Here is a 26,996-nt window from a genome sequence, read left to right as displayed (position 1 = left end):
CATGACCACTTTGAACCATGACGTGATCCAGCAGCCCGGCGCTGCACCCATCAAGCTGTGGACGCGCGGCGTGCCGCTGGAAGACCAGGCACGCGAACAGCTGCAGAACATCGCGCGCCTGCCGTTCATCCACAAGTGGATTGCGGTGATGCCCGACGTGCACCTGGGCAAGGGGGCAACCGTGGGTTCGGTGGTGCCGACCGTGGGGGCTATCATTCCCGCCGCGGTGGGCGTGGATGTCGGCTGCGGCATGATGGCCGTGCGCACCACGCTCGATGCCAGCGACCTGCCGGACAATCTGTCTGCAGTGCGCAGCGCGATCGAACGGGCGGTGCCGCATGGCCGCAGCGTGACCCGCGGTGGCCGTGACAAGGGCAGCTGGGATACGCCGCCGGAGCTGGCCATCGAAGGCTGGAAGCAGCTGGTGGATGACTTCGCGCTGATCTGCGAGCGCCACCCGCGCCTGAAGAACACCAACAACCTCAAGCACCTGGGTACCCTGGGTACCGGCAACCACTTCGTGGAAGTGTGCCTGGACCAGGACCAGCGCGTGTGGTTCATGCTGCACTCCGGCTCGCGTGGCGTGGGCAATGCCATCGGCACCTACTTCATCGAACTGGCCAAGCAGGAAATGCGCCGCTGGATGATCAACCTGCCCGACCAGGACCTGGCGTACCTGCCCGAGGGCAGCCAGCACTACGGCGACTACGTGTTCGCCGTGGAGTGGGCGCAGCGTTTCGCACGCATGAACCGCGAGGTGATGATGCGCAACGTGGTGGCCGCCGTGCGCACGGTCATCAGCAAGCCGTTCGAAGCCCAGGCCGAGGCGGTGAACTGCCACCACAACTACGTGAACCGCGAGACCCACTTCGGCAAGGACGTGATGCTGACCCGCAAGGGTGCGGTCAGTGCGCGCAAGGGCGAGCTGGGCATCATTCCGGGCAGCATGGGCGCCAAGAGCTTCATCGTGCGCGGGCTGGGCAACGAGGACAGCTTCCACAGCTGCAGCCATGGCGCCGGCCGCGTGATGAGCCGTACCCAGGCGCGCAAGCTGATTACCGTGGATGAACACGCCAAGGCCACCGCGCACGTGGAATGCCGCAAGGATGCGGAGGTGGTGGATGAATCGCCGGCGGCCTACAAGCCGATCGAGGCGGTGATGGAGGCCCAGCGCGATCTGGTCGAGATCGTGCACACGCTGCGCCAGGTGGTGTGCGTGAAGGGATGAAGCGGGCCGCGCGCGGCGTACACTGCGCCGCGCGCGGCAGGATGGAGGAACCCATACATGGACATGATTGAACTCGATGGCGGGCAGGGCGGCGGGCAGCTGCTGCGCTCGGCCCTGACCCTGAGCCTGTGCACAGGCATTGGCTTCACCCTGCAGAACATCCGTGCGATCCGGCGCAAGCCGGGGCTGATGCGCCAGCACCTGACCGCGGTGAATGCCGCTGCACGGGTGGGCAACGCCTGCACGCATGGTGCTGCGCTGGGTGCTACCTCGCTGCGCTTCGAGCCCGGCGTGGTGAGCGCTGGCGACTACCACTTCGCCACCGGCAGTGCCGGTTCGGCCACGCTGGTGCTGCAGACCGTGCTGCCGGCGTTGTGGCGCGCGCAGCAACCCTCGCGCCTGCGGCTGGAAGGTGGCACCCACAACCCGCTGGCGCCCAGCGCCGATTTCATCGCCGACAGCTACCTGCCGTCACTGGCGCGCATGGGCGTGCAGGCCGAAATGCAGTTGCTGCAGCATGGCTTCCACCCGGCCGGCGGTGGCGTGATTGAAGTGCAGGTGCAGCCGTGCGCCGCGTTGCAGGCACCGCAGCTGGAGCAGCGGCCGGCCCTGGAGTCGATGCAGGCGCAGGTGCTGATGTCCGGCTTGTCCAGCAGCATCGGCCTGCGCGAGCTGCAGGTGCTGGCCGACACCCTGGGCGTCGATCCGCACCCGCGTCACGTGCAGTCGATCCGCCCGGCCTTGGGCCCGGGCAATGTCGCCCTGGTGCGCGTGCAGCATGGCAGCCACGTGGAAGTGTTCGATGGCCACGGCGAGCGCGGGGTGAGTGCCGAACAGGTAGGCGCTCGCCTGTCCGCACGCGTGCAGCAGTACCTGCAGGGCAACGCCTACGTGGGTGAATACCTGTCCGACCAGCTGCTGCTGCCGATGGCCCTGGCCGGCGGCGGCGCCTTCACCACCCACGTCATCAGCGATCACCTGGCCAGCAACGCCCGGCTGATCGAGAAGTTCCTGCCGGTGGAATTCGACTGGCAGCCACAGGATGGCGCCTGGCGGGTGACCGTCGAGGCGTAGCTGCCCAGCGCCCCGCCGTGCGATGCCCGGCGGGCGTCAACCCCGCGCATTGATCCTGCTCAAGGCGCGGCGTGCACATCGGCTGTGTAATGGTGGTGTTCCCATTCGGCAGATCGCCACGGAGCCCCATCATGTACACGCGTATCCTGATCGCCACCGACGGTTCCGAGCTGGCCGACAAGGGCCTGGCCAAGGGCCTGGAGCTGGCCAAGGACCTCAATGCCGAGGTCGATATCGTGACCGTGTCCGAGCCGTGGGCCGTCGGCATGTACGACGCCATGGGCTGGAGCGTGGGCTACATGAACAGCCCCGAGTACAAGGCCGACCGCGAGGAAGGGGCCCAGAAGGTGCTGCAGCCGGCGCTGGCCAAGGCTGCCGAACAGGGCATCAAGGCCAACCCGGTGCATGTGCTGGACCGCTACGCGGCCGACGGCATCATCGAAACCGCCGCTGATCGCAACAGCGATCTGATCGTGATGACCTCGCACGGCCGCCGTGGGGTGACCCGCGTGCTGCTGGGCAGCCAGACCGCCGAAGTGCTGGCGCGCAGCTCGCTGCCGGTGCTGGTCATCCGCTGAATTCACGCGTTCCCGGGGAGAGGACCGACGCCGGTGCGCAGGATGCGTACCGGCTTCATCTTTTGTGGCGTTCGGGCGTGCTGGGGTCAGAGCCCTTTCCTGCGGAAAGGGATCGGACCCCGCGCTGCATCACCAGCTGTACAGCTTCCAATACACCGGCGACACGCCATCCTTGTCGTTGTCCATGCGGCCGTCGCCGTTCCGGTCATACATGTAGAACGGTGCGCCCCGCGACGGGGTGACCTTGACCATGCGCAGCTGGCCGGACACGCGGTACTCCTCGATGGTATCGCCGTTGTCCATGGTGCGGCTGGACACTTCGGCCCCCTTCACGTCCACCGGGGGAGCGCCGGCACCGCCCATGCTGGCGCAGCCAGCAAGCAGGAGCACGGACGCCAGCATCAGGGTCTTCATCGGCAGGGCCTTTGCCTGGAACGGGTCTTGATTATGCCCCATCACCGTGTCGCCGCCGTGCAGGCGCGGGCGCGTAGAATCGCCGCATGAGCAGATTAGTCCTGATCGACGGGTCCAGTTACCTGTACCGCGCGTTCCACGCGCTGCCGCCCCTGTCCAATGCACAGGGTGAACCCACCGGCGCGCTGTTCGGCGTGGTCAACATGCTGCGGTCCACACTGAAGGAGCGCCCGGCCTACGTCGCCTTCGTGGTGGATGCGCCAGGCAAGACCTTCCGCGATGACCTGTACGACCAGTACAAGGCCAACCGCCCGCCCATGCCCGACGACCTGCGCAGCCAGGTGGAACCGATGTGCCGCATCGTCGAAGCGCTGGGCATCAGCATCCTGCGCATTCCCGGCGTGGAGGCCGACGATGTGATCGGCACGCTGGCCCTGCAGGGCGTGGCGCAGGACCTGAAGGTGACCATTTCCACCGGCGACAAGGATTTCGCCCAGCTGGTGCGCCCGGGCATCGAACTGGTGAACACCATGACCGGCAGCCGCATGGATTCGGACGCGGCCGTCATGGACAAGTTCGGCGTGCGTGCCGACCAGATCATCGACCTGCTGGCGCTGATGGGCGACACCGTGGACAACGTGCCGGGTGTGGAGAAGTGCGGCCCGAAGACCGCGGCCAAGTGGCTGGCCGAATACCAGACGCTGGACGGGGTGATGGCCGCCGCGCCGACCATGAAGGGCAAGATCGGTGAAAACCTGCGCGCGGCGCTGGATCGCCTGCCGCTGAACCGCGATCTGGTGACCATCCGTACCGACGTGGAGCTGGAAGCGAGCCCGTCCACGCTGGCGCTGCGCGAGCAGGACGTACCGGTGCTGACGGAGCTCTACGCGCGCTACGGCTTCACCCAGGCGCTGAAGGAGCTGGGTGCGCCGCTGCCGGCCCCGGCCGCCGCCAGCGAAGCCACCCCCAGCCTGCGCGGTACCGCCGCTGGTTTCGCCCGCGGCAGCGCCGAAGCGCCGGCGGCAGGTGAACTGGACCCGGCGCTGGCCGCACCGGGCGAGTACGAAACCGTGGTGACCGACGAGCAGTTGCAGGCCTGGGTGCAGCGCCTGCAGCAGGCCGAGCTGATCAGCTTCGACACCGAAACCGATGCGCTGGACGCAATGCGTGCGCGCCTGGTCGGCATCAGCCTGGCGGTGGAGCCGGGCAAGGCCGCCTACATTCCGGTCGGCCACGATTATCCCGGCGCGCCGGCACAGCTGCCGCTGCAGCAGGTGCTGGACGCGCTGCGCCCGCTGCTGCAGGACCCGGCGAAGAAGAAGCTGGGCCAGCATGGCAAGTACGACCTGCACGTGCTGCGCCGCCACGGCGTGGAGGTGCAGGGTTACCACGACGACACCATGCTTGAGAGCTTCGTGCTCAATTCCACGGCCACCCGCCACGACATGGATTCGCTGGCCCTGCGCTACCTGGGCTACAACACCATCAAGTTCGAGGATGTGGCCGGCAAGGGCGCCAAGCAGATTCCGTTCTCGCAGGTGGGTATCGACGAAGCCAGCCGCTACGCGGCCGAGGACGCCGACATCACCCTGCGCCTGCACCACGCGCTGCGCCCGCAGCTGCTGGCCGAACCGAGCCTGGACAGCGTGTACCGCAGCATCGAGATGCCGCTGGTGCCGGTGCTGACCACCATCGAAGCCAACGGCGTGCACATCGACACCGCCGAACTGCGCCGGCAGAGCCAGGACCTGTCCTCGCGCATGCTGGCCGCGCAGCAGAAGGCCACCGAACTGGCCGGCCGCAGCTTCAACCTGGATTCGCCCAAGCAGCTGCAGGCCGTGCTGTTCGACGAGCTGAAGCTGCCGGCGGTGGTGAAGACCCCCAAGGGCCAGCCCAGCACGAACGAGGAAGCACTGGAGGCCATTGCCGACCAGCACGAGCTGCCGCGTGTGATCCTGGAATACCGTGGCCTGGCCAAGCTGCGCAGCACCTACACCGACAAGCTGCCGGAAATGGTGAACCCGGACACCGGTCGCGTGCACACCAGCTACCACCAGTCCGGCGCCGCCACCGGCCGCCTGTCCTCGTCGGACCCGAACCTGCAGAACATTCCGATCCGCACCGACGATGGCCGTCGTATCCGCCGCGCCTTCGTCGCCCCGGAAGGCTGCCAGCTGCTGGCGGCCGACTATTCGCAGATCGAGCTGCGCATCATGGCCCACCTGTCCGAAGACCCGGGCCTGGTGCGCGCCTTCGAGCAGGGCGCGGATGTGCACCGTGCCACCGCCGCCGAAGTGTTCGGCCGCACCCTGGACGAGGTGACGCCCAACGAGCGCCGCGCCGCCAAGGCCATCAACTTCGGCCTGATGTACGGCATGAGCGCCTTCGGCCTGGCCCGCAACTTGGGCATCGACCGCGGCCAGGCGCAGGACTATGTGGCGCTGTACTTCAGCCGCTACCCGGGCGTGCGTGACTTCATGGAACGCATGCGCCAGCAGGCGCGCGAGCAGGGCTATGTGGAAACCCTGTTCGGCCGCCGCCTGTACCTGAACGACATCAACGCCCGCAACCAGGGCCTGCGCGCCGGCGCCGAACGGGCGGCCATCAACGCCCCCATGCAGGGCACGGCGGCGGACATCATCAAGCGGGCGATGGTGTCCGTGGACCAGTGGCTGCGCGACAGCGGGGCACCGGCGCGGATGATCCTGCAGGTGCACGATGAACTGGTCTTCGAAAGCGCGGCCGGTTTCACAGAGGAATTGCGTAAGCACGTGGTCGAACACATGTCGCAAGCGGCACAGTTGCGGGTGCCGCTGGTGGTCGATACCGGCATTGGCAGCAACTGGGACGAAGCGCACTGAGTCGCATTTCGGGCCATTAACGACGTGAATTCATTCATCTCAGGGGATTTTCTGACTCGAAGATGAATGTTTATGGATAGGCGCACGATTAAATGGGCGCCCTTCACGAACCGTTAGTGTTCGGAGTGCTTCTATAACTCTCGACAGGCGCAACGCCTGTTGTGGATCTCTCCCATCCCCTGGAGCAGATCTCGGAACGGGGGCTCCTCCCCAAGCGCCCGTTCCCCGGCCCCGTTGACCTCCCCCTGGTCAGCGGGGCTTTTTATTTGTGCCCTGCTGCGCCACGCTGGGCCATCGCTCCGTAGGGGAACCGGCAATGCACGACCTGTTCGCACTGGCCATGCCGTGGTGGGAATTCATCCTGCGCGCGGTGGTGGTCTACACCGTGGTGCTGGGCATGGTGCGGCTGGGCGGCAAGCGCGCGCTGGGGCAGATCACCCCGTTCGACGTGCTGCTGATCGTGCTGCTGGGCAACGCTGTACAGAACGCCTTGCTGGGCAGTGATACGTCACTGGGCGGTGGCCTGCTGCTGGCGGCCACGCTGATCCTGCTGAACTACGCCGTGGGCTGGCTGACCACGCGCAGCCGGCGCATGGAGCGGGTGATCGAAGGCGAGCCGGTGGTGATCGGGCGTGATGGGCGCTGGTTCGACAGCGTGCTGCGCCGTGAACAGGTGACCCGCGCCGACGTGGAAGCCGCGCTGCGCCAGCAGGGCTGCCTGGGCGTGGAAGAAGTAGCTTTGGCGCTGCTGGAGAACAACGGCCATATCACCATCATTCCACGGCAGAAGACGGCCGCGTGATACCGCGCGATGCAGCGCGTGCCCGACCGTGCGCCCCGCCCTCGCAACATCGCGCGTGCTCGACGCTACGCCCCGCGCCCGCAATGTCGAACGCACTCGACCGTGCGTCCCGCTCCGGTAGAGTCGAGCTTGCACGACTGCGGTTGGCGCCATGCGAAAAGCAGTCGAGCAAGCTCGACGCTACGGGCATTGCGGCGTTGCGTTACACCCAGTCGCGCGGTCCCGACCGCAAGCCCCGCTCCGGTAGAGTCGAGCTTGCTCGACTGCGGTTGGCGCCATGCGAAAAGCAGTCGAGCAAGCTCGACGCTACGGGCATTGCGGCGTGGCGTTACACCCAGCCGCGCGGTCCCGACCGCAAGCCCCGCTCCGGTAGAGTCGAGCTTGCTCGACTGCGGTTGGCGCCGTGCGAAAAGCAGTCGAGCAAGCTCGACGCTACGGGCATTGCGGCGTTGCGTTACACCCAGTCGCGCGGTACCAGGTAATCGGCCAGGCGCGCCTCGGCGCTGCCGGCTTCGGGGCTGAACCCGTATTCCCAGCGCACGCGCGGCGGCAGGCTCATCAGGATGCTTTCGCTGCGGCCGCCGCTCTGCAACCCGAACAGGGTGCCGCGGTCGTAGACCAGGTTGAACTCCACGTAGCGGCCGCGACGGTACAGCTGGAACTCGCGCTCGCGTTCACCGTAGGCGGCATCCTTGCGTCGCTGCACGATCGGCAGGTAGGCCTGCAGGAAGCCATCGCCCACCGCGCGCAGATAGTCGAAATCGCGTTCGAAATCGCCGTGCAGGTCGTCGAAGAACAGCCCGCCCACGCCGCGCGTTTCGTTGCGGTGGCGCAGGAAGAAGTACTCGTCGCACCAGCGCTTGTGGGCGGCGTAGCGTTCTTCACCGAACGGGGCGCACAGGTCGCGGGCCACCCCATGCCAGTGCTGCACGTCCTCGTCCTGCGGATAGAACGGGGTCAGGTCGAAGCCGCCGCCGAACCAGCTGGCCACCACTTCGCCGTCGCGCTGTGCCTGGAAGAAGCGCACGTTGGCGTGGGTGGTGGGCACGTGCGGGTTCAGCGGATGGAACACCAGCGACACGCCCGTGGCGCGCCACGATGCGCCCGCCAGCTCCGGCCGGTTGGCCGACGCCGACGGCGGCAGGCGGCTGCCGCAGACATCGGAAAAGCCGATGCCGGCCTGTTCGAACACCGCACCGTCGCGCAGCACGCGGGTACGCCCGCCACCGCCCTCGGCGCGCTGCCACAGGTCTTCCTGGAAGCGCGCGCTGCCATCGGCGGCTTCAATGGCCGCACAGATGCGGTCCTGCAGGTCGGTCAGGTAGGCGCGCACGCGCTCGAATTCGTTCATACCGCGTACTTTACCGCAGCGACCGCGCCGTTCAGTGGAACCGCGCGCGGATGTCCGGGCGCAGCAGGCGCCAGCCCAGCCAGCCCTGCAGGCCGGCGAACAGCACCGAGGTGCCCAGCAGCGTGAGCGTCATCAGCAGGCGCTGCACCTGCAGCTGCTGCTGCAGCTCGGCATCGTTGGCGGCCAGCCCGATGAACTGCAGCATCACCCCATCCAGCCACCAGGTGATGACGAAGTTGGCCAGTGCGCTCAGGGCCAGCGCCCATACGAAGGCCCACAGGCCCCAGCGGCGCTCGCGCCACAGGCCCCAGCTGGCCAGGGTGGAGCCCAGGCACAGCAGCGCAGCGATCAGGGACGTCGCCACCGGGTGCGCGAGCATCCACAGCAGGCTGCCATCCAGCTGGTTTTCCCAGGCCAGCTTCACCAGCGCCTGCCAGAGCGCGGTCGGCGCCAGCACGGCCGCCACCACGGCCTGGCCCAGGAAGTAGACCACCATCAGCAGGCACAGCCAGAACGAGCCCTGTGCCAGCGGTTTCACCCAGCTGTTGCGCGGGGCCGCGGCCGGCGAGGGAAGATCGGGAATGGAGGAAGACATCCGGTGTCCTTGCGCTGCGATGGCGCCCGCCAGGTCAGCGGGCCGTCGCCAGGGCGGCGACCGCCGGCAGGATATGGTGTTCACTCAAGGGTGCCAAGGGCAGGCCGTGCGGCGGCTGCAGCGGCACCCAGGCCAGTTCGGCAATTTCGGCCTGCGCGCGGGGCGTGCCCGCCACCTGTACCCACCAGGCATCTGCCTGCACCCGGTGGCCGGGTTCGTTCACCGCCCAGTCCTGGAAGCGGCCCAGCGCGAGAGCCGAATCAGGCTGCAGCTGCACGCCCAGTTCCTCGTGCAGCTCGCGCGCCAGCGCGGTCAGCGCCGCTTCGCCGGGCTCGGGCTTGCCACCGGGCTGGATGAAGCGCTGGGCGCCGTGCTTGCGCACCACCAGCGCCCGGCCGCGGTCATCCAGGATGACCGCGGCCACGATCTGGATCGTGGCCGCGGCGTCGCTCACTTCAGGTTCTGCTCGAACAGCTTGAGGATGCGCTTGTACTGGTCCAGCCAGGAATCGGCACGGGTATAGCCGTGGCGCTCCAGCGGGTACGGCGCGATGGACCAGTTGTCCTTGTGCAGCTCGATCAGGCGCTGGGTCAGGTGCACCGAATCCTGGAAGAACACGTTGTCATCCATCATGCCGTGGGCGATCAGCAGGTTGTCCTGCAGGTTCTGCGCGTACTCGATGGGCGAGGACGTGCGGTACGCCTCCGGGTCGATGTCCGGGGTGTTCAGGATGTTGCTGGTGTAGGCGTGGTTATAGTTGTTCCAGTCCACCACCGGGCGCAGTGCGGCGCCAGCCTTGAACGTGCCCGGCGAACGGAACAGCGCCATGAAGGTCATGAAACCGCCGTAGGAGCCGCCGTAAATGCCGGCATGGTCGCGGTCACCCTGCTGGGTGTCCACCAGCCAGTCCAGGCCGTCCTTGTAGTCTTCCAGTTCCGGGTGGCCCATGTTGCGGTAGATGGCCGTGCGCCAGTCGCGGCCGTAGCCCTCGCTGCCGCGGTAGTCCATGTCAAGCACGATGTAGCCCTTTTCCACCAGCAGGTTGTGGAACATCTGCTCACGGAAATAGGCCGGGTAGCGTTGGTGCACGTTCTGCAGGTAGCCGGCGCCGTGCACGAACATCACGATCGGGTACTTCTTGCCCGGTTCCTTGTGCTCGGGTTCGTAGTACTTGGCCCAGACCACGCCGGCGCCGTGCTTGGACGGCACCGCCACCAGCTTCGGCTGCACCCACTCACGCGCCTTGTATTCGGCGGTGCGGGTGTCGGTCAGCACGCGGGCCTGGCCAGCACCGGTACTCGGCACCACCGCCAGCTGCGGCGGCAGGTAGGCGCCGGAATAGCGCACCAGCAGCTGCTGGCCGTCCGGCGACAGCGAGAAGTCTTCCACGCCGTTCAGGCTGGTCAGTTCGCGCACCTGGCGGCTGCCGGTGTCGACTGCGCAGACTTCGTAGTCGTGCGGGGCCTGCTGGTTGCACAGGAAGTAGAAGCCCTTGCCGTCGGCCGACAGCACCGGCGCGGAGGTTTCCCACTTGCCGCCGGTCAGCGCCTGCGGCTTGGCCGTGCCGGCCTGGGTGTACAGGTGCGAGTAGCCCGATTCCTCCGAAAGCAGCCACAGCGTGCGGCCGTCGGCCATCCAGCCGAAATCGTTGAAGCCCCAGTTGATCCAGGCGTTGTCGGTCAGCCGGTGGCGGTTCTGCACGCGGCCATCGTTGCCCACACTGACGATCCAACGGTCCTTGTTGTCGTTGGCGCGCAGCATCACCGCGGCCTGCTGGCCATCGGCGCTCCAGCGCATGCCGCCGCCCATGAAGTCGCTCATCACCTGCACGCTACGGTCGCCCTTCAGCGCGTCCTTGCCGGCCTTGCGGCGCAGCTCGGCCAGCGGGTCGGTGCCGATGCCCGGCAGGCCCGACAGCGACAGCTTCTGCGCCTTGCCGGTACGCACGTCCACGAACCACAGGGTGTGCGGCTCAAAGCCATTGCGGCCGACGCGGGTGCGGGTGTCTTCGGTTTCCTCGTAGCCCGATTCGGTCACGTACAGCGGCATCTTGCTGGTGCGGCCGTCATCGAAATCCTTGGCCTTGGTGGCCACGATCAGGTGGCCCAGGTCCGGCGACAGCAGGCTGTCGACGATCTCCACGTCGGCGCCCAGGTAGATCGGTGCGGCCGCGCGGGTCGGGTCGGCCTGGCGCCAGCGCTGATCCTGGTCCTTCAGCGCTTCGCGCTGGTCACGGTCGCGGCGCAGGGTTTCCAGGGTGCGCAGCTGTTGGTCGCGCAGCAGGTCATCCTTGGGCTTGCTGGCCGGGTCCTTGTCGGCCTTCAGGCTGGCCACCTGCTGCACGCCGCTGGCGGCGGTCCAGTGGAACCAGTTCTGGCCCACGCGCCAGATCACGCCGTTGTCGGCGGCGAAGTTCACCCCGGTGGCACGCTCGTTGCTGCGGGTCAGCTGGGTCAGCGCGCCACTGCGCAGGTCGCGCACGAACACATCGCCATTGCGCACGAAGGCGCTGCGGCTGCGGGTGCGGTCGTAGACCGGATCGGCGACGTCCAGGCTGCCGCGCTGGTCATCGGCCACCTGCGCGGCGGCGCCACCGGCCAGCGGCTGGCGGAAGGTGTCGCGCACCGGGCTGCCATTGCGCTTGAGCTGGTACTCCACCTGCTGGCTGTTCCACGACCACCAGGCCTTTTCCACCGGCGGACCGATCCAGTCCGGGTCGGCCATGGCCTGTTCGATGGTGATCGGCGTGGGCGCGGCATGCGCGGCCGGTGCGGCCAGGATGGCCGACAGCAGAAGGGACAGGGGCAGCACTCGGGACATGGGCGGACGGCACCAGAAGAGGAAACCGGGCAAGGGTAGCAGCCGCCCGCGCCGGGGGAGGGGGCCACAGGTCATGGCAGCGGGATCGGCAAAGCCATGCAACCGGTCGCCGGTCCTGCGCATCCAATCTCCTGAACCCGCATCATCCACCGTACAGGAGCCCGACCATGCAGGAACTCATTCCGATCACCCTCTTCATCTGCATCGCCTATGCGATCCATGCCCTGGCCGATGCCCGCGCCCGCAGCAAGCTGGTCGCTCCGCACGTGCCGGAGGAGGTGATCCGTTCGCTGGCGGTGCTGGAAGAAGAGCGCCGCCGCCAGGGCGCACTGCGCTGGGGCATCAGCCTGGTCAGCCTGGCCGTGGCCATGGGCCTGCTGGAGGCGATGGGCGCGCGCGAGCTGACCTTTGGCGCGGCCGCCGCGCTGGCCGGCAGTGCCGGGCTGGGCCAGCTGCTGGCCTGGCATTTCACTCGTCCTGCGCTGCGCAAGGGCTGAGGCGGGCATGCCACGGGCACAGGGGGCGCCCCGCGCATGAGCCTGCTGGGCGGAGCACTGGCCGCATTGCGGGGGCGTCGCTGCGACGTCACCGTAGCGCCTCTGCCGGACGCTGACGACGACCGCGCGCTGGTGCGGGCGATCATCGATGGCTCGCAGCCGGCGTTTGCGCTGCTGGTGCAGGCCCATCAGCGCACCTGCGCGCACGTGATCGGGCGCATGGTCGGCGACCGCGACCAGGTGGCCGATCTGCTGCAGGAAACCTTCCTGGCGGTGTTCCGCCAGCTGCACCGCTTCCGCTTTGAATCATCGCTACGTACCTGGGTTTCGCGGGTGGCCTACACCACGGCGCTGCAGTACCTGCGCCGGCGGCGTCTGGAGGCGCAGTGGATGGTGGCGGTGGACGTGCCGGAGGAGCTGGGCGTGGGTGACGAAGGCCGCGGCCCGGCGGAACTGAGCGAGGCGCTGCAGGCTGGACGCCAGCTCGGCGCGGCGCTGGAACGGCTGACCCCGCCGCAGCGCCTGATCGTGGGCCTGCACTACCTGGAGGATTTCGACCTGGTCGAGATCGAGCAGGTGACCGGCTTGCCACGCGGTACCATCAAGAGCCACCTGTACCGCGCGCGGCAGATCCTGAAGCAGGACCTGACCCGACACGCCACCGCCGGAGAGCTGCTGTGAGCGAAGCCAACGACCCCCGCGATGCCGATGCGCGCGCGCTGTCGCGCGCGCTGCGCGAGCAGGAGGACGCCGTGCCCGATGTGAGCGAGGCGCTGCGGCAGCGGTTGCAGACGGAAACCCGCGACAGCGGCGTGGGCTACGTGGTGGTGCAGGTGCTGCTGGTGTGTGCGCTGCTGGCCGCCGGCGCCTGGTATTTCTGGCGGTGAAGCCCCCGTCGGGCATGGCCCGGTGCTTCCTCGGCCGATTGCAGGGTAGCGCCGGGCCATGCCCGGCGAATCGGCACCGGGCCCAGGGGCAGGGTCCCCGCGCATGGCGATGCGTTCGTCGGATCGGCGCCCGCCGGTCATGGGGCGCGGCCATGCCCGGCGGTGTCTGACCGCCCCTGCGACATAGTGAAGCAGCGCGTCACCCGGTCGCATCCCACCTTAACCAAATCCTCCTAAAGTGGTCCGGTATCCCACCCGTACCCGGCAGGAGGCGTCCCTTGGACGCGTTGTTGTTGTCGCGGATCCAGTTCGGATTCGTCATCAGTTTCCATGTGCTGTTCCCCGCCTTCACCATCGGCACCGCCAGCTGGCTGGCCTTCGTTGAATGGCGCTGGTTGCGCACGAAGTTGCCCGTCTGGCGCGATCTCTACTTCTTCTGGCAGAAGATCTTCGCCGTGTCCTTCGGCATGGGCGTGGTCAGCGGCATCGTCATGGCCTTCCAGTTCGGCACCAACTGGCCGCGATTGAGCGAAGTGGCCGGCACCGTGATCGGCCCGCTGCTGACCTATGAAGTGCTGACCGCGTTCTTCCTGGAAGCCAGCTTCCTGGGCGTGATGATGTTCGGCTGGGGCCGGGTCTCGCCGCGCCTGCACTTCCTGTCCACCTGCATGGTGGCGCTGGGCACGCTGTTCTCCACCTTCTGGATCCTGTCATCCAACAGCTGGCTGCATACGCCGGCCGGCTACGAAATGATCAACGGCATCGTGCACCCGGTGGACTGGTGGCAGGTGGTGTTCAACCCGTCCTTCCCGTACCGCTTGGCGCACATGGCGCTGGGCTCGTTCATCACCACCTGTTTCGTGATCGGTGGCGTGGGCGCGTGGTACCTGCGCAAGGGCACGCACGTCGAAGCTGGGCGACGCATGCTGATCGCCGCCGTGGCCTTCGCCGCGCTGACTGTGCCGGTGCAGATCTTCGTCGGCGACATGCATGGCCTGAACACGCTGAAGCACCAGCCGATGAAGATCGCCGCGGTGGAGGCGCACTGGCACGAAAGCAAGGAAGGCGAAGGCGTGCCGCTGGTGGTGTTCGCCCTGCCCAACGAGAAAGAGCAGCGCAACGATTTCGAAGTGGCCATCCCCAAGCTGGGCAGCGTGATCCTGACCCATTCACTGGACGGCACCTTCGATCCGCTGACGTCGGTACCGGCCAGCGAGCGGCCGCCGGTGACGCCGGTGTTCTTCGCCTTCCGCATCATGGTCGGGCTGGGCACGCTGATGCTGCTGCTGGCCTGGGTCTCAGCCGTGCAGCTGTGGCGGAAGAAGCTGCTGGATTCGCCGTGGCTGCTGCGCGGCTGGAACTGGATGCTGCCCAGCGGCTTCATCGCCTTGGTGTCCGGTTGGTTCGTGACCGAGATGGGCCGCCAGCCCTGGGTGGTGTACGGCGTGCTGCGCACCGCCGATGCAGTGGGTCCGCAGAGCGCGTGGATGACCGCGTTGTCGCTGGCGGTCTACGTGGTCGGCTACGCCTTCGTGTTCGGCTGGGGCATCTGGTACCTGGTGAAGATCCTGCGCCATGGCCCCCAGCCCCATGACCACGGGCCGTCGCTGGACCATGGCAGCCACACCCCGGCGCGCCCGCTGTCGGCGGCCGATGAACCGCTGGAGGAGCGCTGAGATGGACCTGATGACCTGGCTGCCGGTGGCATGGTTCGCGGTGATCGGCTTCGGCGTGCTGATGTATGTGGTGCTGGATGGCTTCGTGCTGGGCATCGGCATCCTGGCCCCGTTCGCCGAAGACGAGGAACAGCTGGACCTGATGATGAACACTGCCGCGCCCATCTGGGACGGCAACGAAACCTGGCTGGTGCTGGGCGGTGCCGGCCTGCTGGCCGCGTTCCCCAAGGCCTATGCGGTGCTGCTGTCAGCGCTGTACCTGCCGGTGCTGCTGCTGGTGGTGGCGCTGGTGTTCCGCGGCGTGGCCTTTGAATTCCGCTTCAAGGCGCACCGTTCGCGGCGGCTGTGGAGCGTGGCCTTCGGCCTGGGCTCGCTGCTGGCGACCTTCGCCCAGGGCGTGATCCTGGGCACCCTGGTGCAGGGCATTCCGCTGCTGGAGGGTCGCTTCAGCGGTGGGGCGTTCGTCTGGTTCAGCCCGTTCGCGATGCTGACCGGTGCCGCGCTGGTGGCCGGTTACGCGCTGCTGGGCAGCACCTGGCTGATCCTGAAGACCGAAGGGCGCGTGCAGGCACTGGCGCGGCAGCTGACCCGGCCGCTGGTGGCCGCGGTGATCGTGGCGATGGGCCTGGTCAGCAGCTGGCTGCCGTTCCTGCACTCGCGGCTGATGGACCGCTGGTTCAGTGATGGCAACTTCTGGTGGCTGTCGCCCGTTCCGCTGCTGACCCTGGCGGTGGCGGCCGCGCTTTGGCGCAGTGCCACCCACCCGCGCCGCGACCTGCCGCCGTTCCTGCTCAGCCTGGGCCTGTTCGTGCTCGGCTTCGCCGGTCTGGTGCTGGGCATGTGGCCCTACCTGCTGCCGCCGTCGATGACCCTGTGGCAGGCCGCGGCCCCGGCCTCGTCGCTGGGCTTCAGCCTGGTCGGGCTGGTGATGCTGCTGCCGGTCATCTTGGGCTATACCGCATGGTCGTACCGGGTGTTCCGCGGCAAGGTGCACGCCGGCGCCGGTTACCACTGAGGCGTGACCCACGGCAGCGGACGGTGACCGCTGCCCGTTGGGGTTTGTGAAACATGTATTCCCTGCGCCGGACGTGCTAGCGTGCGCTCCTTTCCGGCCGCCAGGGGGGCTGCCGGCGACGTCCTGGACGGACGCACGGCTGCAGGAATGGGGGGCTGCCGCGCGTCGCCGTAAATGGCTCGTGCCTATTGTTTGCCCATCCAAACATCACCGGTAATGATTGAATTTTCCGTAGTCGACTGGGCTGCCTGGGCACCCGGGCTGACCGAACGCAGCCAATGGATGGACTGGGCCCGCACGCCGTTCCTGCCGCAGGGTGAGGGCACGCCTGCGCTGGCCGAAATTCCCGCCATGCAGCGGCGCCGCATCGAGCGCCTGGGCCGCATGGCCATCCAGACCGCCTGCTGGTGCGAAGACGGGCAGGGCGCCGACAGCCAGGTGCCGCTGGTGTTCGCCAGCCGCCATGGGGACGTTGCCCGTTCAATGGAACTGCTGGGCTCGCTGGCGGCCAACGAGCCGCTGTCGCCCACCGGCTTCGGGCTGTCGGTGCACAACGCCATCGCCGCGCTGTATTCCATCGCCCGCGGCCACCGCGGCAACTACCTGGCGCTGGCCGCCGGCCAGGCCACCGTGGAAGCGGCCTGCCTGGAAGCGGTGGGGCTGCTGGCCGATGGTGCGCCGGAAGTGCGCATCGTGGTCTACGAATCGCCGTTGCCCGACGTTTACGCGGAATTCGCCGACGAACCCGACCCGTTCTTCGCCTGGTGCTGGCGACTGGCACCGGTCGCCGCCGCCGGTACCGGCCTGCGCCTGGCCTGGCAGGCGGCCGAGGGCGAGCCGCAGACCGCCCCGGGCCTGCTGCCGCACGCGCTGGACCTGCACCGCTTCCTGCTTGGCCAGGACGCCAGCCTGGAGCACGTCAGCCAGGGCCAGCGCTGGTGCTGGAGCCGCCGTGTCTGAGGCGCTGCGCCGCCTCGATCACGCCTGGCGGGTGTTCGGCACCGGCCTGAGCTTTGCTGCCTTCGGTGTGGGCGGGTTGCTGCTGGGCGTGTTCGTAATGCCCCTGCTGCTGCTGATGCGCGACCCGGTGGCGCGGCGACGGCGTGCGCGACGGGTGGTGCAGGGCGCGTTTGCCAGCCACGTCTGGCTGATGTGCCGGCTGGGGGTGATGACCCTGCACGTGGAAGGACGCGAGCGCCTGCAGCGCGACGGCCTGCTGGTGCTGGCCAACCACCCCACACTGATCGACGTGGTCTGCCTGATCGCCCTGTTGCCCAACGCCGACTGCGTGGTGAAGCGGGCGGTGGCCTGCAACCCGTTCATGCGCGGCCCGGTGCGCGCCGCTGGCTACATCGCCAACGACGATGGCGCCGGGCTGGTGGATGACTGCGTGGCAGCCGTGCACGCCGGCGGCACCCTGGTCATCTTCCCGGAAGGCACCCGCACCGTGCCGGGCCAGCCGCTGCGCCTGCAGCGCGGCGCGGCCAACATTGCCGTGCGCGGCCGGCTGGACATCACCCCGGTGCGCATTACCTGCACCCCGCCCACGCTGACCAAGGGCCAGAAGTGGTATCGTGTGCCCTCACGTCGTTTTCACGTTCAGCTGCAGATCGGCGAAGATATCGCGATCGCGCCGTTCCTGGCCGAAGATGACTCGCCGAGGGGGGATGCCTTGGCGGCCCGTCGCGTCACCGACCACCTCACTCGTTATTTCGACCTGTCTGGAGATCCGACCCGTGCAAGCACTTGAGCACGAGATCAAGGAATTGATCATTTCCTCGCTGTCACTGGAGGACATCACGCCGGAGGACATCGATCCGACCGCGCCGCTGTTCGTTGAAGGCCTGGGCCTCGACTCGATCGATGCGCTGGAACTGGGCCTGGCGCTGCAGAAGAAGTACGGTGTCAGCCTCTCGGCCGACTCTGAAGAAACCCGTCGCCATTTCTCCAGCGTGCGCGCGCTCGGCGAGTTCGTCGCCGCCCGCCAGTCGTAAGGCGCAGGAACAGCCATGACCAAGAATGAACTTTTCGAGCGCATCGTCCGCATCCTGACCGACAGCTTCGAGATCGAGCCGGCCCGGATCACCCCGGAGGCGCGCCTGTATGACGACCTGGACATCGACAGCATCGATGCGGTCGACCTGATCGTGCAGCTGAAGCCGCTGCTGGGCCGCAACCTGCAGCCGGAAGCCTTCAAGGCCGTGCGCACCGTGCAGGACATCGTCGATGTCGTGCATGGCCTGCTGCCTGGTCAGGCTGCCGCCTGACTGCAGCGCAGACGGCACGGCCATGGCTCGGGCACGCGTGGTCGTGGTGGCAGCGCTTTCGCTGGCCTACCCCGTGCTGGTGTACGCCGCGATGGGCCGCTTCGAGCCACGCTGGCTGTCGCTGCTGCTGTTCGGCCTGGCCCTGCTGCGCGCGCTGACCACCCGGCAACCGCTGTGGTGGGCCGCCGCCGCCGGTGCCGGCCTGCTGGCCGGGCTGGCCACCGTCCTCAACCAGGCATTGCCGCTGAAGCTGTACCCCGCGCTGGTGAACGTGGTGATGCTGTGCGTGTTCGCCACCAGCCTGCGCTTCGGCCCGCCGCTGGTGGAGCGCCTGGCGCGCCTGCAGGAACCGGATCTGCCACCGTTCGCGGTGGTCTATACCCGTCGCGTCACCCAGGTGTGGTGCGGCTTTTTTGTTTTCAACGGAGGCCTGGCCCTGCTCACCGCGCTGTACGCGTCGGATCGGGTCTGGATGCTCTACAACGGACTGTTGGCGTACGTGATGATGGGCGTGTTGTTTGCAGGTGAATGGCTGGTGCGGCGGCGGGTGAAGGCGGCACATGCGCATGGCTGAGTGGATCGCCCTGGACCGCCTGATGGTCACCGCGCAGCCGGGTCGCCCGGTCGGTCTGTGTGGCGAGGTGGCGCTGGACCACAGCGTGCTGCGCCAGCGTGTGGTGGCCTGGCGTGACGCGTTCGCCGCAGCCGATGGCCGCGACTGGGCGCTGTATTTCGACGATGCCATCGCCTTCGCCGCGGCGCTGTTCGGCGCGTGGCATGCCGGCAAGCGCGTGTTCCTGGCCGCCGACAACCTGCCGGCCACCCTGCAGGCGCTGCAGCCGCAGGTCGCAGGCTTTGCCGGCGACGTCTCGGCCGATTACCGGCCGCTGGTTCCCGCTGCTCCGATCGATGGCGCGCTGCACGCGCTGGATGAGCGCGCCTGCGAACTGTGCGTGTTCACCTCCGGCAGCACCGGCCAGCCCAGCGCGATCAGCAAGCGCATGGACCAGTTGGCGCGCGAGGTCGATGCGCTGCAGGCGGCCTTCGGTGCGCAGGTGGAGGGCGCGCAGGTGCACGGCACCGTGTCCCACCAGCATATCTACGGCCTGCTGTTCCGCGTGCTGTGGCCGCTGGCGGCGGGGCGGCCGGTGCAGCCGCGGCGGTTCTTCCATGAAGACCTGGTCGCGACCCTGGCCGCCGCCGACAGCGTGCTGGTGGCGACCCCGGCGCACCTCAAGCGCCTGCCCGAACAACTGGACTGGGCGAGCCTGCATGGGCGCCTGCGCGCAGTGTTTTCTTCCGGCGGCCCGCTGCCCGAAGACGCCGCACGACAGGTGCGCGGCTGGCTGGGCGTGGCACCCACCGAGGTGTATGGCAGCAGCGAGACCGGCGGCATCGCCTGGCGCCGCTGGGACACCGACATGCCGCCGTGGCAGCCGCTGCCGGGCGTGCAGTGGCGCATTGAAGAAGGTTGCCTGGCCGTGGCCTCGGCGCATCTGGAGAGCGCCGACTGGTGGCGGACCCAGGACCGGGTGGAAGCCCTGGCCGATGGCCGCTTCCGCCTGCTGGGGCGTGCCGACCGCATCGTCAAGATCGAAGAGCGCCGGGTTTCGCTGGACGCGCTGGAACGCGCCCTGCGCGAAGACCCCGAAGTGGAGGACGCGCGCGTGCTGGTGCTGCAGGGGCACCGTGAACAACTGGCCGCCGTGGTGGTGCCCGCCGATCCGGCGCTGGCCGAGGCCGGTGATGCCGCGCGTCGCGCACTGGGCCAGCGGCTGGGCGCCCGCCTGGCGCAGGGCCATGATGCGGTGACCCGCCCGCGCCGTTGGCGGCTGGTGCAGGCACTGCCGATCAATGCCCAGGGCAAGGTGACCCAGGCGGCGCTGGCGGCATTGTTCCAGCCGTTGCTGCCGGTGCCGCAGTGGGACCAGCGCGGCGACGCCAGCGCGACCCTGCGCATGACCCTGGCCCCGGCGCTGCGTGCGTTCCAGGGCCACTTCCCGCAGGCGGCGATCCTGCCCGGCGTGGCCCAGCTGGACTGGGCGGTGCGCTTCGGCCGCCAGGCCTTCGATCTGCCGGCCGGCTTCGTGCGCATGGACGTGGTGAAGTTCCAGAAGGTGGCGCGGCCCGGCGACGAACTGACCCTGCAGCTGGACTGGGATGCGCCGCGCGGCGTGCTGACCTTCCGCTACACCTCCCTGCACGGCGTGCATGCCAGCGGCAAGGTGATCCTGACCGATGCGCACTGAGCCGGCGCCAACCGGGGGCGCCTTCGCGCCGCTGGTGGTCATTCCCGTGTACGACCACGAACACGCCATCGGCGCCGTGGTGCAGGGCGTGCAGGCCGCGGGCCTGCCGTGCCTGCTGGTGGACGATGGATCATCGCCTGCGTGCGCGGCCGTGCTGCACGCGTTGTCCACGCAGCCCGGCGTCGATCTGCTGCGGCTGGACCAGAACCAGGGCAAGGGCGGCGCCATGCTGGCCGGCTTTGCCGAAGCGGCCCGGCTCGGCTACAGCCATGTGCTGCAGATCGATGCCGACGGCCAGCATGACACTGGCGATCTGCCGCGCTTCATCGCCGCTGCCCGGGCCCGCCCGCAGGCGGTGATCTGCGGCATTCCCGCCTACGATGCCAGCGTGCCCAAGGCGCGCCTGTACGGTCGCTACGCCACCCATATCTGGGTCTGGATCAACACGCTGTCGCTGCACCTGCGCGACACCATGTGTGGCTTCCGGGTGTATCCGCTGCCGCCGGTGCTGGCCCTGGTCGGCCAGGAAACCATCGGCCGGCGCATGGATTTCGATACCGAAATCATGGTCCGCCTGTACTGGCGGCAGGTGCCGGTGGAGCACCTGGCCACGCGCGTGACCTATCCGGCCGATGGTGTGTCGCACTTCGATGTGTGGCGCGACAACGTGCGCATCAGCCGCATGCACACCCGCCTGTTCTTCGGCATGCTGCCGCGCGCGCCGCGCATGCTGTGGCGCCGCCTGCGGGGCCAGGGCTGACATGGCGCGCACGCAGGACGCACCGCATTGGGCCGACATCGGTGAATCCACCTCGGTGGCCGGTGTGCTGTTCCTGTGCTGGGTGCACCGCTGGTTCGGGCGCTGGCCGTTCCACCTGTGCGTGTGGCCGGTGGTGGCCTGCCACTGGCTGGGCAACCGTGTCGGCCGCCAGGCGTCGATGCAGTACCTGCAGCGGCTGCAGGCGCACAGCGGTGCGCTGGGCCATGCGCCCACCTGGCGCGACAGCCTGCGCCACTTCTTCAGCTTCGCCGATACCCTGCTGGACAAGCTGCTGGGCCTGGGTGGGCGCTACCCGCCCGAACGCATCCACCTGCAGCGCGACCTGGTGTTGGGCAAGATCGCGCGCCGCGAAGGCGGCCTGATCCTGACCGCGCATATCGGCTGCCTGGAACTGTGCCAGGTGCTGGCCGAACAGGTGCCCGGCTTCCGCATTACCGTGCTGGTGCACACCGCCCATGCGCAGCGCTTCAATCGCCTGCTGCAGCGGCTGGACCCGCTGGCCGCGGTGGAGCTGGTGCAGGTGACGGAAATGGGCCCGGCCACGGCGATGCTGCTGGCCGACAAGGTCGCCGCCGGCGGCTTCGTGGCCATCGTCGGCGACCGTGTGCCGGTGCAGGGCGGTCGCAGCGTGATGGCCGATTTCCTGGGCCACCGCGCGCCGTTCCCGATTGGTGCCTATGTGCTGGCCTCTGCGCTGGCCTGCCCGGTCTACACCATGTCCTGCCTGCACGATGGCGATGGCTATCGCGTGGCATTTGAACAGTTCGCCGAACGCGTGGTGCTGCCGCGCGGCTCGCGTGATGCCGCCCTGGCCGAACAGGCGCAGCGCTTCGCGCGCTGGCTGGAACTCCAGGTCATCCAGTCCCCGTTGGACTGGTTCAATTTCTTCCCCTTCTGGGATCAGGCCCCCCATGACGACTGACGCCGTACCCGTATGCCGTTTCGGTGATGCACCGCTGACCATTGAAGACGTGGTGGCGCTGGCCCAGCGCCAGTGCGAGGCCGCCCTGAGCGAAGCGCCCGCGTTCCGCGCGCACATCCAGCGCGGCGCCGATTTCCTCGACCGCCTGCTGCGCGAGGACGGGGTGATCTATGGCGTGACCACCGGCTACGGCGATTCGTGCACGGTGAACATTCCGCCGGCGCTGGTGGCTGAATTGCCGCACCACCTGTACACCTACCACGGCTGCGGCCTGGGCCGTTACTTGGACCCGGCGGAAACGCGCGCCGTGCTGGCCGCGCGCCTGGCCTCGCTGGTGCGCGGCATGTCCGGCGTCAGCGTGCCGCTGCTGGAAGGCCTGGCCACCCTGCTGCAGCACGACGTGCTGCCGCTGATCCCGGCCGAAGGCTCGGTCGGCGCCAGTGGTGACCTGACCCCGCTGTCCTACGTGGCCGCCGTGCTGTGTGGCGAGCGCGAGGTGCTGTTCGAAGGCCAGGTACAGGCGGCCGGTCCGGTGCTGGCGAAGATCGGCATGACCCCGCTGAAGCTGCGCCCGAAGGAAGGCCTGGCGATCATGAACGGCACCGCGGTGATGACCGGCCTGGCCTGCCTGGCCTGGCAGCGCGCCGACTACCTGGCCCGCATGGCCACGCGCCTGACCGCCTTCAACGTGTTGTCCAGCGACGGCAACGCGCACCACTTCGATGAAACCCTGTTCGCCGCCAAGCCGCACCCCGGCCAGGGCCGCATTGCCGCGCGCCTGCGCAGCGACCTGCACAGCGAGCGCCCGCCGCGCAACGAACAGCGCCTGCAGGACCGCTATTCGCTGCGCTGTGCGCCGCACGTGATCGGTGTGCTGGAAGACAGCCTGCCGTTCCTGCGCCAGCTGATCGAAACCGAACTGAACAGCGCCAACGACAACCCGCTGATCGATGCCGACGGCGAGCGCATCCTGCATGGCGGTCATTTCTACGGTGGCCACATCGCGCTGGCGATGGATACGCTGAAGAACACCGTGGCCAACGTGGCCGACCTGCTGGACCGGCAGCTGGCGCTGGTGGTCGACGCCCGCTATAACCACGGCCTGCCGGCCAACCTGTCGGCGGCCACCGGCCCGCGCGCGGCCATCAACCATGGCCTGAAGGCGCTGCAGATCAGCGTGTCGGCGTGGACCGCCGAAGCCCTGAAGCAGACCATGCCGGCCAGCGTGTTCTCGCGTTCCACCGAATGCCACAACCAGGACAAGGTCAGCATGGGCACCATCGCCGCGCGCGACTGCCTGCGCGTGATCGAACTGACCGAGCAGGTGGTGGCGGCCATGCTGATCGCCGCCCGCCAGGGCCTGGCCCTGCGCGAACGGGTTGGCCTGAACGCGCAGCTGCATGGCAGTCTGGCCGACATGTACGCCGACCTGGGGCAGCGCATCGCCCTGGTCGAAGAAGACCGCGCGCTGGATCGCGAACTGCGGGAACTGCTGGTGGAGATCCGCGCGCAACGCTGGGAACTGTATGCCGGTGAATGAACACACGGAACTGGTCGGGGAAATCACCCTGACCCCCGCCTTCCATGACTGCGATCCGATGAACGTGGTCTGGCACGGCAACTACTTCAAGTATTTCGAGATCGCGCGCTGCGCGCTGCTCGGCCGCTACGACTACGACTACCCGCAGATGCTCGAATCGGGCTACCTGTGGCCGGTGGTCGATGCACGGGTGAAGTACGTGCGCCCGCTGCTGTTCAACCAGCCGCTGCGCATCGTGGCGCGCATCGTGGAATGGGAAAACCGGCTGAAGATCGAGTACGAAATCTTCGATGCGGGCAGCGGCCAGCGCTTGACCCGTGCAATGACCATCCAGGTCGCGGTGGACGCGGCCAGCAAGGAAATGCTGTACCAGTGCCCGCCGGTGCTGTGGCAGCGCCTGGGAGTGCCTGCACCATGAAGACCCTGTTCACTGTTCCGCGCGCGCTGCTGTGCGCGTTGCTGCTGGCCGCCGCGCCGCTGGCCCAGGCCGCCGACCCGGCGGTGGATGCGATCACCCAGGCGGTGGCGCGGCCGGACGTGCTGCGTGGCCAGTTCACCCAGGAAAAGCAGGTCAGCGGCTTCAAGAACCCGCTGCGTTCGCAGGGCCAGTTCGTGGTCGCGCGCCAGCACGGCGTCATCTGGACCACGCTCAAGCCCTTCCCCTCGGAAGTGGTGGTCACCGCCGACCGCATCCTCAGCCGCCAGCGCGACGGCAGCACCCGGGTCGAACTGGATGCGCGGCAGCAGCCGGCCATGCGCTCGGTGAACGCGATCATGTTCGCGCTGATGAGCGGTGACGTGCAGGCGCTGTCCAGCCAGTTCAATGTGCAGGCCAGCCGCGAAGGGCAGGGCTGGACGCTGAAGCTGACCCCGAAGTCGGCGATGCTGGCCAAGGCTTTCGAATCGCTGACCCTGCAGGGCGACCGCTACGTGCGCCAGGTGCAGATCGTGGAGGCCAACAAGGACCGCACGCAGATCCAGTTCAGCGCGCTGAGCGAAGCACCGGCCACGTTGAATGCCGACGAGGCGCGCCGCTTTGACTGATCTGGGTAGCGCGAACGGAGCGGACCGCCTGCGCCGCTGGTGGCACTGGCTGGGCATTGCCTGGCTGCTGGTGCTGCTGGTGCTGGGCGTGCAGCAGTGGCGGCTGTGGAGCGAACAGTCGCGGATCGACACCGACATCCTGGCGCTGTTACCGCAGGATGCACATGATCGCCTGTTGAGCGATGTCACCCGGCGCATTGCCGATGGCAGTTCGCGCCAGGTGGTGGTGCTGCTGGGCAGTACCGATGGCGCCGCCGCCAAGCGCGCGCAGGCGGCCTTCGCCACGGCGATGGCCGGCGATGCCGACAGCGGGCTGCTGGTCCCCAGTGGCTCGATCGAAGGCTGGTTCGATGAAGCGCGCGCGTTCTACGCGCCGTACCGCGACCGCCTGCTGACCCCAGGCCAGCGCGAACAGTTGCAGCAGGCCGAACCGGGTGCGCTGGCCGAACAGGCCTTGGGCGCGCTGTACGGGCCGATGGGCGCACCGCGGCTGACCGATTGGCGGCAGGACCCGCTGTCGCTGTGGCCGCAGTGGTGGCAGCAGCAGGCACAGGGTTCGGGCCTGCGCCTGGGCGATGACGGCCTGCTGGAAGCCGAAGGCAAGCACTGGGCCGCGCTGCAGTTCGATACGCCGGGCTCGGCGTTCCAGCTCGATGGCGAACGCCATATCGACGGCCTGCTGGAACGTGCCGGCCAGGCCGCCAAGGCCGCCGCGCCGGATCTGGAGATCCTGCATGCCGGCGTGCCGCTGCATGCCGAAGCGGCGGCCGTGCAGGCCAACCAGGAAATCAACACCATCGGCTGGGGCTCGCTGGCCGCCGTGCTGCTGCTGGTCTGGCTGGCGTTCCGTTCGCTGCGCCCCATCCTGCTGGTGGCCGCCTCGTTGCTGATCGGCTGTGGCGTGGCGCTGGCGGTCACCGTGCTGGTGTTCGGCAAGGTCCACGTGCTGACCCTGGTCTTCGGTGCATCGCTGGTGGGCGTGGCCGAGGACTACGGCATCCACTGGTTTGCCTCGCGCCAGGCCGAACCGGCGGACCGCCGCTGGAAGCTGCTGCGGCACCTGCTGCCCGGCCTGTGGCTGGCCCTGCTGACCAGCGCGCTGGCCTACCTGGCACTGGGCCTGGCCCCGTTCCCCGGCCTGCGGCAGATGGCGCTGTTCTCGGTGGTGGGCCTGGCGGCTGCGTTCCTGACGGTGATCTTCTGGTTCCCGTGGCTGGACGGTGGTGACATCCGCCAGACCCGTTTCTCGCAGTGGCTGGGCAACACCCTGGAGCGCTTCCCGCGCCTGCACGGTACGCGCCCGGTCACGGTATTCATCGTCGCTGCACTGGCGCTGTCGGCCATCGGCATCGCGCGCCTGCAGAGCAACGACGATCTGCGCAGCCTGCAGTCATCGCCGCCGGCGCTGATGGCCGAACAGATCCGCCTGAGCCAGTTGCTGGGCATGCCCAGCCCGGCGCAGTTCTACCTGGTGCAGGGCGAAGATGACGCACAGCTGCTGCAGCGCGAAGAAGCGCTGACCGGGCGCCTGCGCGTGCTGGCCCACGACAAACGCATCGGTGGCTACCGTGCGATCAGCGATTGGCTGCCGTCGCCGGCGCGCCAACAGGCCGATGCGGCGTTGACCGCGAAGGTCGAACCGGGCGTGTTGTCGGCGGTGGGCGAAGCGGTGGGCGAACCGCTGCCGCGCCCGGATTTCGCTGCCGGTCCGCTGACCGCGCAGGCGTTCCTGGCCTCGCCAGCGTCCAAGCCGTTCCGCCACCTGTGGGTGGGCAGCGTGGGCGGGCAGAAGGTCAGCGTGGTGATGGTGGACGACCTGTCGCGTGCCGATGCGCTGGCCACCCTGCAGGGCGCGGCCGAAGGCCTGCCCGGCGTGCGCTGGGTCGATCGCACTGCCGATTTCTCCAAGCTGCTGGGCCACTACCGCAAGCTGATGGGCGGCCTGCTGCTGGTCGGCATCGCGCTGGTGTTCGGCGCGCTGTGGCTGCGCTATCGCCGCCAGGCGTGGCGGGTGTTCGCACCCACGCTGATAGCCGGTGCGCTCACCCTGGGCCTGCTGGGCCTGTTCGGGCAGCCGCTGCAGCTGTTCAACGTGCTGGCGCTGATGCTGCTGCTGGGCATGGGCATCGACTACGGCATCTTCCTGATCGAGCACCGCGGCGATGCCAGTGCCTGGCTGGCGGTGTGCGTGGGCGCGGCCAGCACCTGGCTGTCGTTCGGCCTGCTCGGCCTGTCGCAGACCCCGGCGCTGCGCGCGTTTGGTCTCACCCTGCTGTTCGGCATCGGCCTGGTCTGGCTGATCTCGCCGCTGTTCCGGCCACCGCCGCACGACCTGCCGCCGGCATGACAACGGCACCGCCGTATTCCCTTTTTTCCACCTGATCGAGCAACAAGG

At 68.4% G+C, this 26,996-nt stretch carries 27 protein-coding genes; 22 read left to right on the top strand and 5 right to left on the bottom strand.

Annotated elements, in window-relative coordinates; genetic code table 11:
• Position 1 precedes the first annotated feature (1 nt).
• From C1932_RS19220 to C1932_RS19210, 3 genes are all read left to right on the top strand, one after another.
• Positions 2 to 1,228: an RtcB family protein gene (locus tag C1932_RS19220; RefSeq protein WP_108763229.1), complete on the top strand. Its 1,227-nt coding sequence runs from the start codon at positions 2 to 4 to the stop codon at positions 1,226 to 1,228.
• A 57-nt stretch (positions 1,229 to 1,285) separates the two neighbouring features.
• Entirely contained in the window at positions 1,286 to 2,302 is a 1,017-nt protein-coding gene (gene rtcA, locus C1932_RS19215) for an RNA 3'-terminal phosphate cyclase (RefSeq protein ID WP_108763228.1), read from the top strand.
• A gap of 131 nt (positions 2,303 to 2,433) precedes the next feature.
• On the top strand, positions 2,434 to 2,880 hold the full coding sequence (locus C1932_RS19210; RefSeq protein ID WP_108754591.1) for a universal stress protein: 447 nt from the start codon (positions 2,434 to 2,436) through the stop codon (positions 2,878 to 2,880).
• 129 nt (positions 2,881 to 3,009) lie between these two features.
• Here the strand turns inward: C1932_RS19210 and C1932_RS19205 are convergent, their stop codons facing one another.
• Positions 3,010 to 3,294, bottom strand: coding sequence for a DUF2782 domain-containing protein (locus C1932_RS19205; RefSeq protein ID WP_108751337.1), 285 nt, complete (start codon positions 3,292 to 3,294; stop codon positions 3,010 to 3,012).
• 86 nt (positions 3,295 to 3,380) lie between these two features.
• On the opposite strand from C1932_RS19205, the gene polA reads away from it, so the two are divergent.
• Both polA and C1932_RS19195 read left to right on the top strand, forming a co-directional pair.
• The gene (gene polA, locus C1932_RS19200; RefSeq protein ID WP_108763227.1) at positions 3,381 to 6,155 is read left to right on the top strand and encodes a DNA polymerase I; all 2,775 of its coding nucleotides are present in this window, start codon (positions 3,381 to 3,383) and stop codon (positions 6,153 to 6,155) included.
• A gap of 316 nt (positions 6,156 to 6,471) precedes the next feature.
• Positions 6,472 to 6,957: a YetF domain-containing protein gene (locus tag C1932_RS19195; protein WP_108763226.1), complete on the top strand. Its 486-nt coding sequence runs from the start codon at positions 6,472 to 6,474 to the stop codon at positions 6,955 to 6,957.
• Positions 6,958 to 7,411: 454 nt separating this feature from the next.
• Here the strand turns inward: C1932_RS19195 and hemF are convergent, their stop codons facing one another.
• The 4 genes from hemF to C1932_RS19175 are packed head-to-tail and all read right to left on the bottom strand — an operon-like array spanning position 7,412 to position 11,723.
• A complete protein-coding gene (gene hemF / locus C1932_RS19190) occupies positions 7,412 to 8,308 on the bottom strand; it encodes an oxygen-dependent coproporphyrinogen oxidase (protein WP_108751334.1) in 897 nt (298 codons plus the stop codon).
• A 31-nt stretch (positions 8,309 to 8,339) separates the two neighbouring features.
• Entirely contained in the window at positions 8,340 to 8,903 is a 564-nt protein-coding gene (locus C1932_RS19185; protein ID WP_108763225.1) for a hypothetical protein, read from the bottom strand.
• 34 nt (positions 8,904 to 8,937) lie between these two features.
• Complete coding sequence (locus C1932_RS19180; RefSeq protein ID WP_108763224.1) at positions 8,938 to 9,357, bottom strand: NUDIX domain-containing protein; 420 nt, start codon at positions 9,355 to 9,357, stop codon at positions 8,938 to 8,940.
• Entirely contained in the window at positions 9,354 to 11,723 is a 2,370-nt protein-coding gene (locus tag C1932_RS19175) for a S9 family peptidase (protein ID WP_108763223.1), read from the bottom strand. The genes C1932_RS19180 and C1932_RS19175 overlap by 4 nt, the downstream gene beginning before the upstream one ends.
• Positions 11,724 to 11,890: 167 nt before the next feature.
• Here C1932_RS19175 and C1932_RS19170 point away from each other — a divergent pair, with 167 nt between their 5' ends.
• The 17 genes from C1932_RS19170 (at position 11,891) to C1932_RS19090 (ending at position 26,948) form a co-directional block, all read left to right on the top strand.
• Positions 11,891 to 12,220 (top strand): hypothetical protein, encoded by a 330-nt coding sequence (locus C1932_RS19170; protein ID WP_108754583.1) that lies wholly within the window; start codon positions 11,891 to 11,893, stop codon positions 12,218 to 12,220.
• A 36-nt stretch (positions 12,221 to 12,256) separates the two neighbouring features.
• Positions 12,257 to 12,901 carry a sigma-70 family RNA polymerase sigma factor gene (locus tag C1932_RS19165; RefSeq protein WP_108763222.1) on the top strand — a complete coding sequence of 215 codons (645 nt, stop codon included), beginning with the start codon at positions 12,257 to 12,259 and terminating at the stop codon, positions 12,899 to 12,901.
• Positions 12,898 to 13,107, top strand: a complete 210-nt coding sequence (locus C1932_RS19160; RefSeq protein ID WP_108763221.1) for a hypothetical protein — start codon at positions 12,898 to 12,900, stop codon at positions 13,105 to 13,107. The genes C1932_RS19165 and C1932_RS19160 overlap by 4 nt, the downstream gene beginning before the upstream one ends.
• Before the next feature lie 278 nt (positions 13,108 to 13,385).
• Positions 13,386 to 14,783 (top strand): cytochrome ubiquinol oxidase subunit I, encoded by a 1,398-nt coding sequence (locus tag C1932_RS19155; RefSeq protein ID WP_108763220.1) that lies wholly within the window; start codon positions 13,386 to 13,388, stop codon positions 14,781 to 14,783.
• A 1-nt stretch (position 14,784) separates the two neighbouring features.
• Positions 14,785 to 15,798 carry a cytochrome d ubiquinol oxidase subunit II gene (gene cydB / locus C1932_RS19150; protein WP_108757522.1) on the top strand — a complete coding sequence of 338 codons (1,014 nt, stop codon included), beginning with the start codon at positions 14,785 to 14,787 and terminating at the stop codon, positions 15,796 to 15,798.
• A gap of 216 nt (positions 15,799 to 16,014) precedes the next feature.
• Positions 16,015 to 16,758 carry a beta-ketoacyl synthase chain length factor gene (locus tag C1932_RS19145; RefSeq protein WP_108763219.1) on the top strand — a complete coding sequence of 248 codons (744 nt, stop codon included), beginning with the start codon at positions 16,015 to 16,017 and terminating at the stop codon, positions 16,756 to 16,758.
• Entirely contained in the window at positions 16,751 to 17,548 is a 798-nt protein-coding gene (locus C1932_RS19140) for a lysophospholipid acyltransferase family protein (protein WP_108751325.1), read from the top strand. Before C1932_RS19145 ends, C1932_RS19140 begins: the two co-directional genes overlap by 8 nt.
• Entirely contained in the window at positions 17,535 to 17,792 is a 258-nt protein-coding gene (locus tag C1932_RS19135; RefSeq protein ID WP_005411610.1) for a phosphopantetheine-binding protein, read from the top strand. The genes C1932_RS19140 and C1932_RS19135 overlap by 14 nt, the downstream gene beginning before the upstream one ends.
• Before the next feature lie 15 nt (positions 17,793 to 17,807).
• Complete coding sequence (locus C1932_RS19130; protein WP_108751324.1) at positions 17,808 to 18,065, top strand: acyl carrier protein; 258 nt, start codon at positions 17,808 to 17,810, stop codon at positions 18,063 to 18,065.
• Positions 18,066 to 18,087: 22 nt separating this feature from the next.
• On the top strand, positions 18,088 to 18,639 hold the full coding sequence (locus C1932_RS19125) for a hypothetical protein (RefSeq protein WP_108751664.1): 552 nt from the start codon (positions 18,088 to 18,090) through the stop codon (positions 18,637 to 18,639).
• On the top strand, positions 18,632 to 20,314 hold the full coding sequence (locus C1932_RS19120) for an AMP-binding protein (protein ID WP_108763494.1): 1,683 nt from the start codon (positions 18,632 to 18,634) through the stop codon (positions 20,312 to 20,314). Before C1932_RS19125 ends, C1932_RS19120 begins: the two co-directional genes overlap by 8 nt.
• Entirely contained in the window at positions 20,304 to 21,074 is a 771-nt protein-coding gene (locus tag C1932_RS19115; RefSeq protein WP_108763218.1) for a glycosyltransferase family 2 protein, read from the top strand. The genes C1932_RS19120 and C1932_RS19115 overlap by 11 nt, the downstream gene beginning before the upstream one ends.
• A gap of 1 nt (position 21,075) precedes the next feature.
• Positions 21,076 to 22,017, top strand: coding sequence for an acyltransferase (locus C1932_RS19110; protein WP_108763217.1), 942 nt, complete (start codon positions 21,076 to 21,078; stop codon positions 22,015 to 22,017).
• Positions 22,007 to 23,557, top strand: a complete 1,551-nt coding sequence (locus tag C1932_RS19105) for an aromatic amino acid ammonia-lyase (RefSeq protein ID WP_108763216.1) — start codon at positions 22,007 to 22,009, stop codon at positions 23,555 to 23,557. Before C1932_RS19110 ends, C1932_RS19105 begins: the two co-directional genes overlap by 11 nt.
• The gene (locus C1932_RS19100; RefSeq protein ID WP_108751320.1) at positions 23,544 to 23,975 is read left to right on the top strand and encodes an acyl-CoA thioesterase; all 432 of its coding nucleotides are present in this window, start codon (positions 23,544 to 23,546) and stop codon (positions 23,973 to 23,975) included. Before C1932_RS19105 ends, C1932_RS19100 begins: the two co-directional genes overlap by 14 nt.
• Complete coding sequence (locus tag C1932_RS19095) at positions 23,972 to 24,601, top strand: outer membrane lipoprotein carrier protein LolA (RefSeq protein WP_108751319.1); 630 nt, start codon at positions 23,972 to 23,974, stop codon at positions 24,599 to 24,601. The genes C1932_RS19100 and C1932_RS19095 overlap by 4 nt, the downstream gene beginning before the upstream one ends.
• Positions 24,594 to 26,948 carry an MMPL family transporter gene (locus C1932_RS19090; protein WP_199911986.1) on the top strand — a complete coding sequence of 785 codons (2,355 nt, stop codon included), beginning with the start codon at positions 24,594 to 24,596 and terminating at the stop codon, positions 26,946 to 26,948. Before C1932_RS19095 ends, C1932_RS19090 begins: the two co-directional genes overlap by 8 nt.
• Positions 26,949 to 26,996: the final 48 nt, after the last annotated feature.

Source organism: Stenotrophomonas sp. YAU14D1_LEIMI4_1, from assembly GCF_003086815.1.
GTDB lineage: Bacteria > Pseudomonadota > Gammaproteobacteria > Xanthomonadales > Xanthomonadaceae > Stenotrophomonas.
The sequence above is the reverse complement of the archived record's forward strand: the minus strand, read 5'-3'. Positions and strand labels throughout refer to the sequence as shown.

Excerpts from the sequence above, each read along its gene's own strand:
- C1932_RS19220 (WP_108763229.1), top strand. The coding sequence starts at position 2 with ATGACCACTTTGAACCATGACGTGATCCAGCAGCCCGGCGCTGCACCC.
- rtcA (WP_108763228.1), top strand. The coding sequence starts at position 1,286 with ATGGACATGATTGAACTCGATGGCGGGCAGGGCGGCGGGCAGCTGCTG.
- C1932_RS19210 (WP_108754591.1), top strand. The coding sequence starts at position 2,434 with ATGTACACGCGTATCCTGATCGCCACCGACGGTTCCGAGCTGGCCGAC.
- C1932_RS19205 (WP_108751337.1), bottom strand. The coding sequence starts at position 3,294 with ATGAAGACCCTGATGCTGGCGTCCGTGCTCCTGCTTGCTGGCTGCGCC.
- polA (WP_108763227.1), top strand. The coding sequence starts at position 3,381 with ATGAGCAGATTAGTCCTGATCGACGGGTCCAGTTACCTGTACCGCGCG.
- C1932_RS19195 (WP_108763226.1), top strand. The coding sequence starts at position 6,472 with ATGCACGACCTGTTCGCACTGGCCATGCCGTGGTGGGAATTCATCCTG.
- hemF (WP_108751334.1), bottom strand. The coding sequence starts at position 8,308 with ATGAACGAATTCGAGCGCGTGCGCGCCTACCTGACCGACCTGCAGGAC.
- C1932_RS19185 (WP_108763225.1), bottom strand. The coding sequence starts at position 8,903 with ATGTCTTCCTCCATTCCCGATCTTCCCTCGCCGGCCGCGGCCCCGCGC.
- C1932_RS19175 (WP_108763223.1), bottom strand. The coding sequence starts at position 11,723 with ATGTCCCGAGTGCTGCCCCTGTCCCTTCTGCTGTCGGCCATCCTGGCC.
- C1932_RS19170 (WP_108754583.1), top strand. The coding sequence starts at position 11,891 with ATGCAGGAACTCATTCCGATCACCCTCTTCATCTGCATCGCCTATGCG.
- C1932_RS19165 (WP_108763222.1), top strand. The coding sequence starts at position 12,257 with ATGAGCCTGCTGGGCGGAGCACTGGCCGCATTGCGGGGGCGTCGCTGC.
- cydB (WP_108757522.1), top strand. The coding sequence starts at position 14,785 with ATGGACCTGATGACCTGGCTGCCGGTGGCATGGTTCGCGGTGATCGGC.
- C1932_RS19145 (WP_108763219.1), top strand. The coding sequence starts at position 16,015 with ATGATTGAATTTTCCGTAGTCGACTGGGCTGCCTGGGCACCCGGGCTG.
- C1932_RS19130 (WP_108751324.1), top strand. The coding sequence starts at position 17,808 with ATGACCAAGAATGAACTTTTCGAGCGCATCGTCCGCATCCTGACCGAC.
- C1932_RS19125 (WP_108751664.1), top strand. The coding sequence starts at position 18,088 with ATGGCTCGGGCACGCGTGGTCGTGGTGGCAGCGCTTTCGCTGGCCTAC.
- C1932_RS19120 (WP_108763494.1), top strand. The coding sequence starts at position 18,632 with ATGGCTGAGTGGATCGCCCTGGACCGCCTGATGGTCACCGCGCAGCCG.
- C1932_RS19115 (WP_108763218.1), top strand. The coding sequence starts at position 20,304 with ATGCGCACTGAGCCGGCGCCAACCGGGGGCGCCTTCGCGCCGCTGGTG.
- C1932_RS19110 (WP_108763217.1), top strand. The coding sequence starts at position 21,076 with ATGGCGCGCACGCAGGACGCACCGCATTGGGCCGACATCGGTGAATCC.
- C1932_RS19105 (WP_108763216.1), top strand. The coding sequence starts at position 22,007 with ATGACGACTGACGCCGTACCCGTATGCCGTTTCGGTGATGCACCGCTG.
- C1932_RS19100 (WP_108751320.1), top strand. The coding sequence starts at position 23,544 with ATGCCGGTGAATGAACACACGGAACTGGTCGGGGAAATCACCCTGACC.
- C1932_RS19095 (WP_108751319.1), top strand. The coding sequence starts at position 23,972 with ATGAAGACCCTGTTCACTGTTCCGCGCGCGCTGCTGTGCGCGTTGCTG.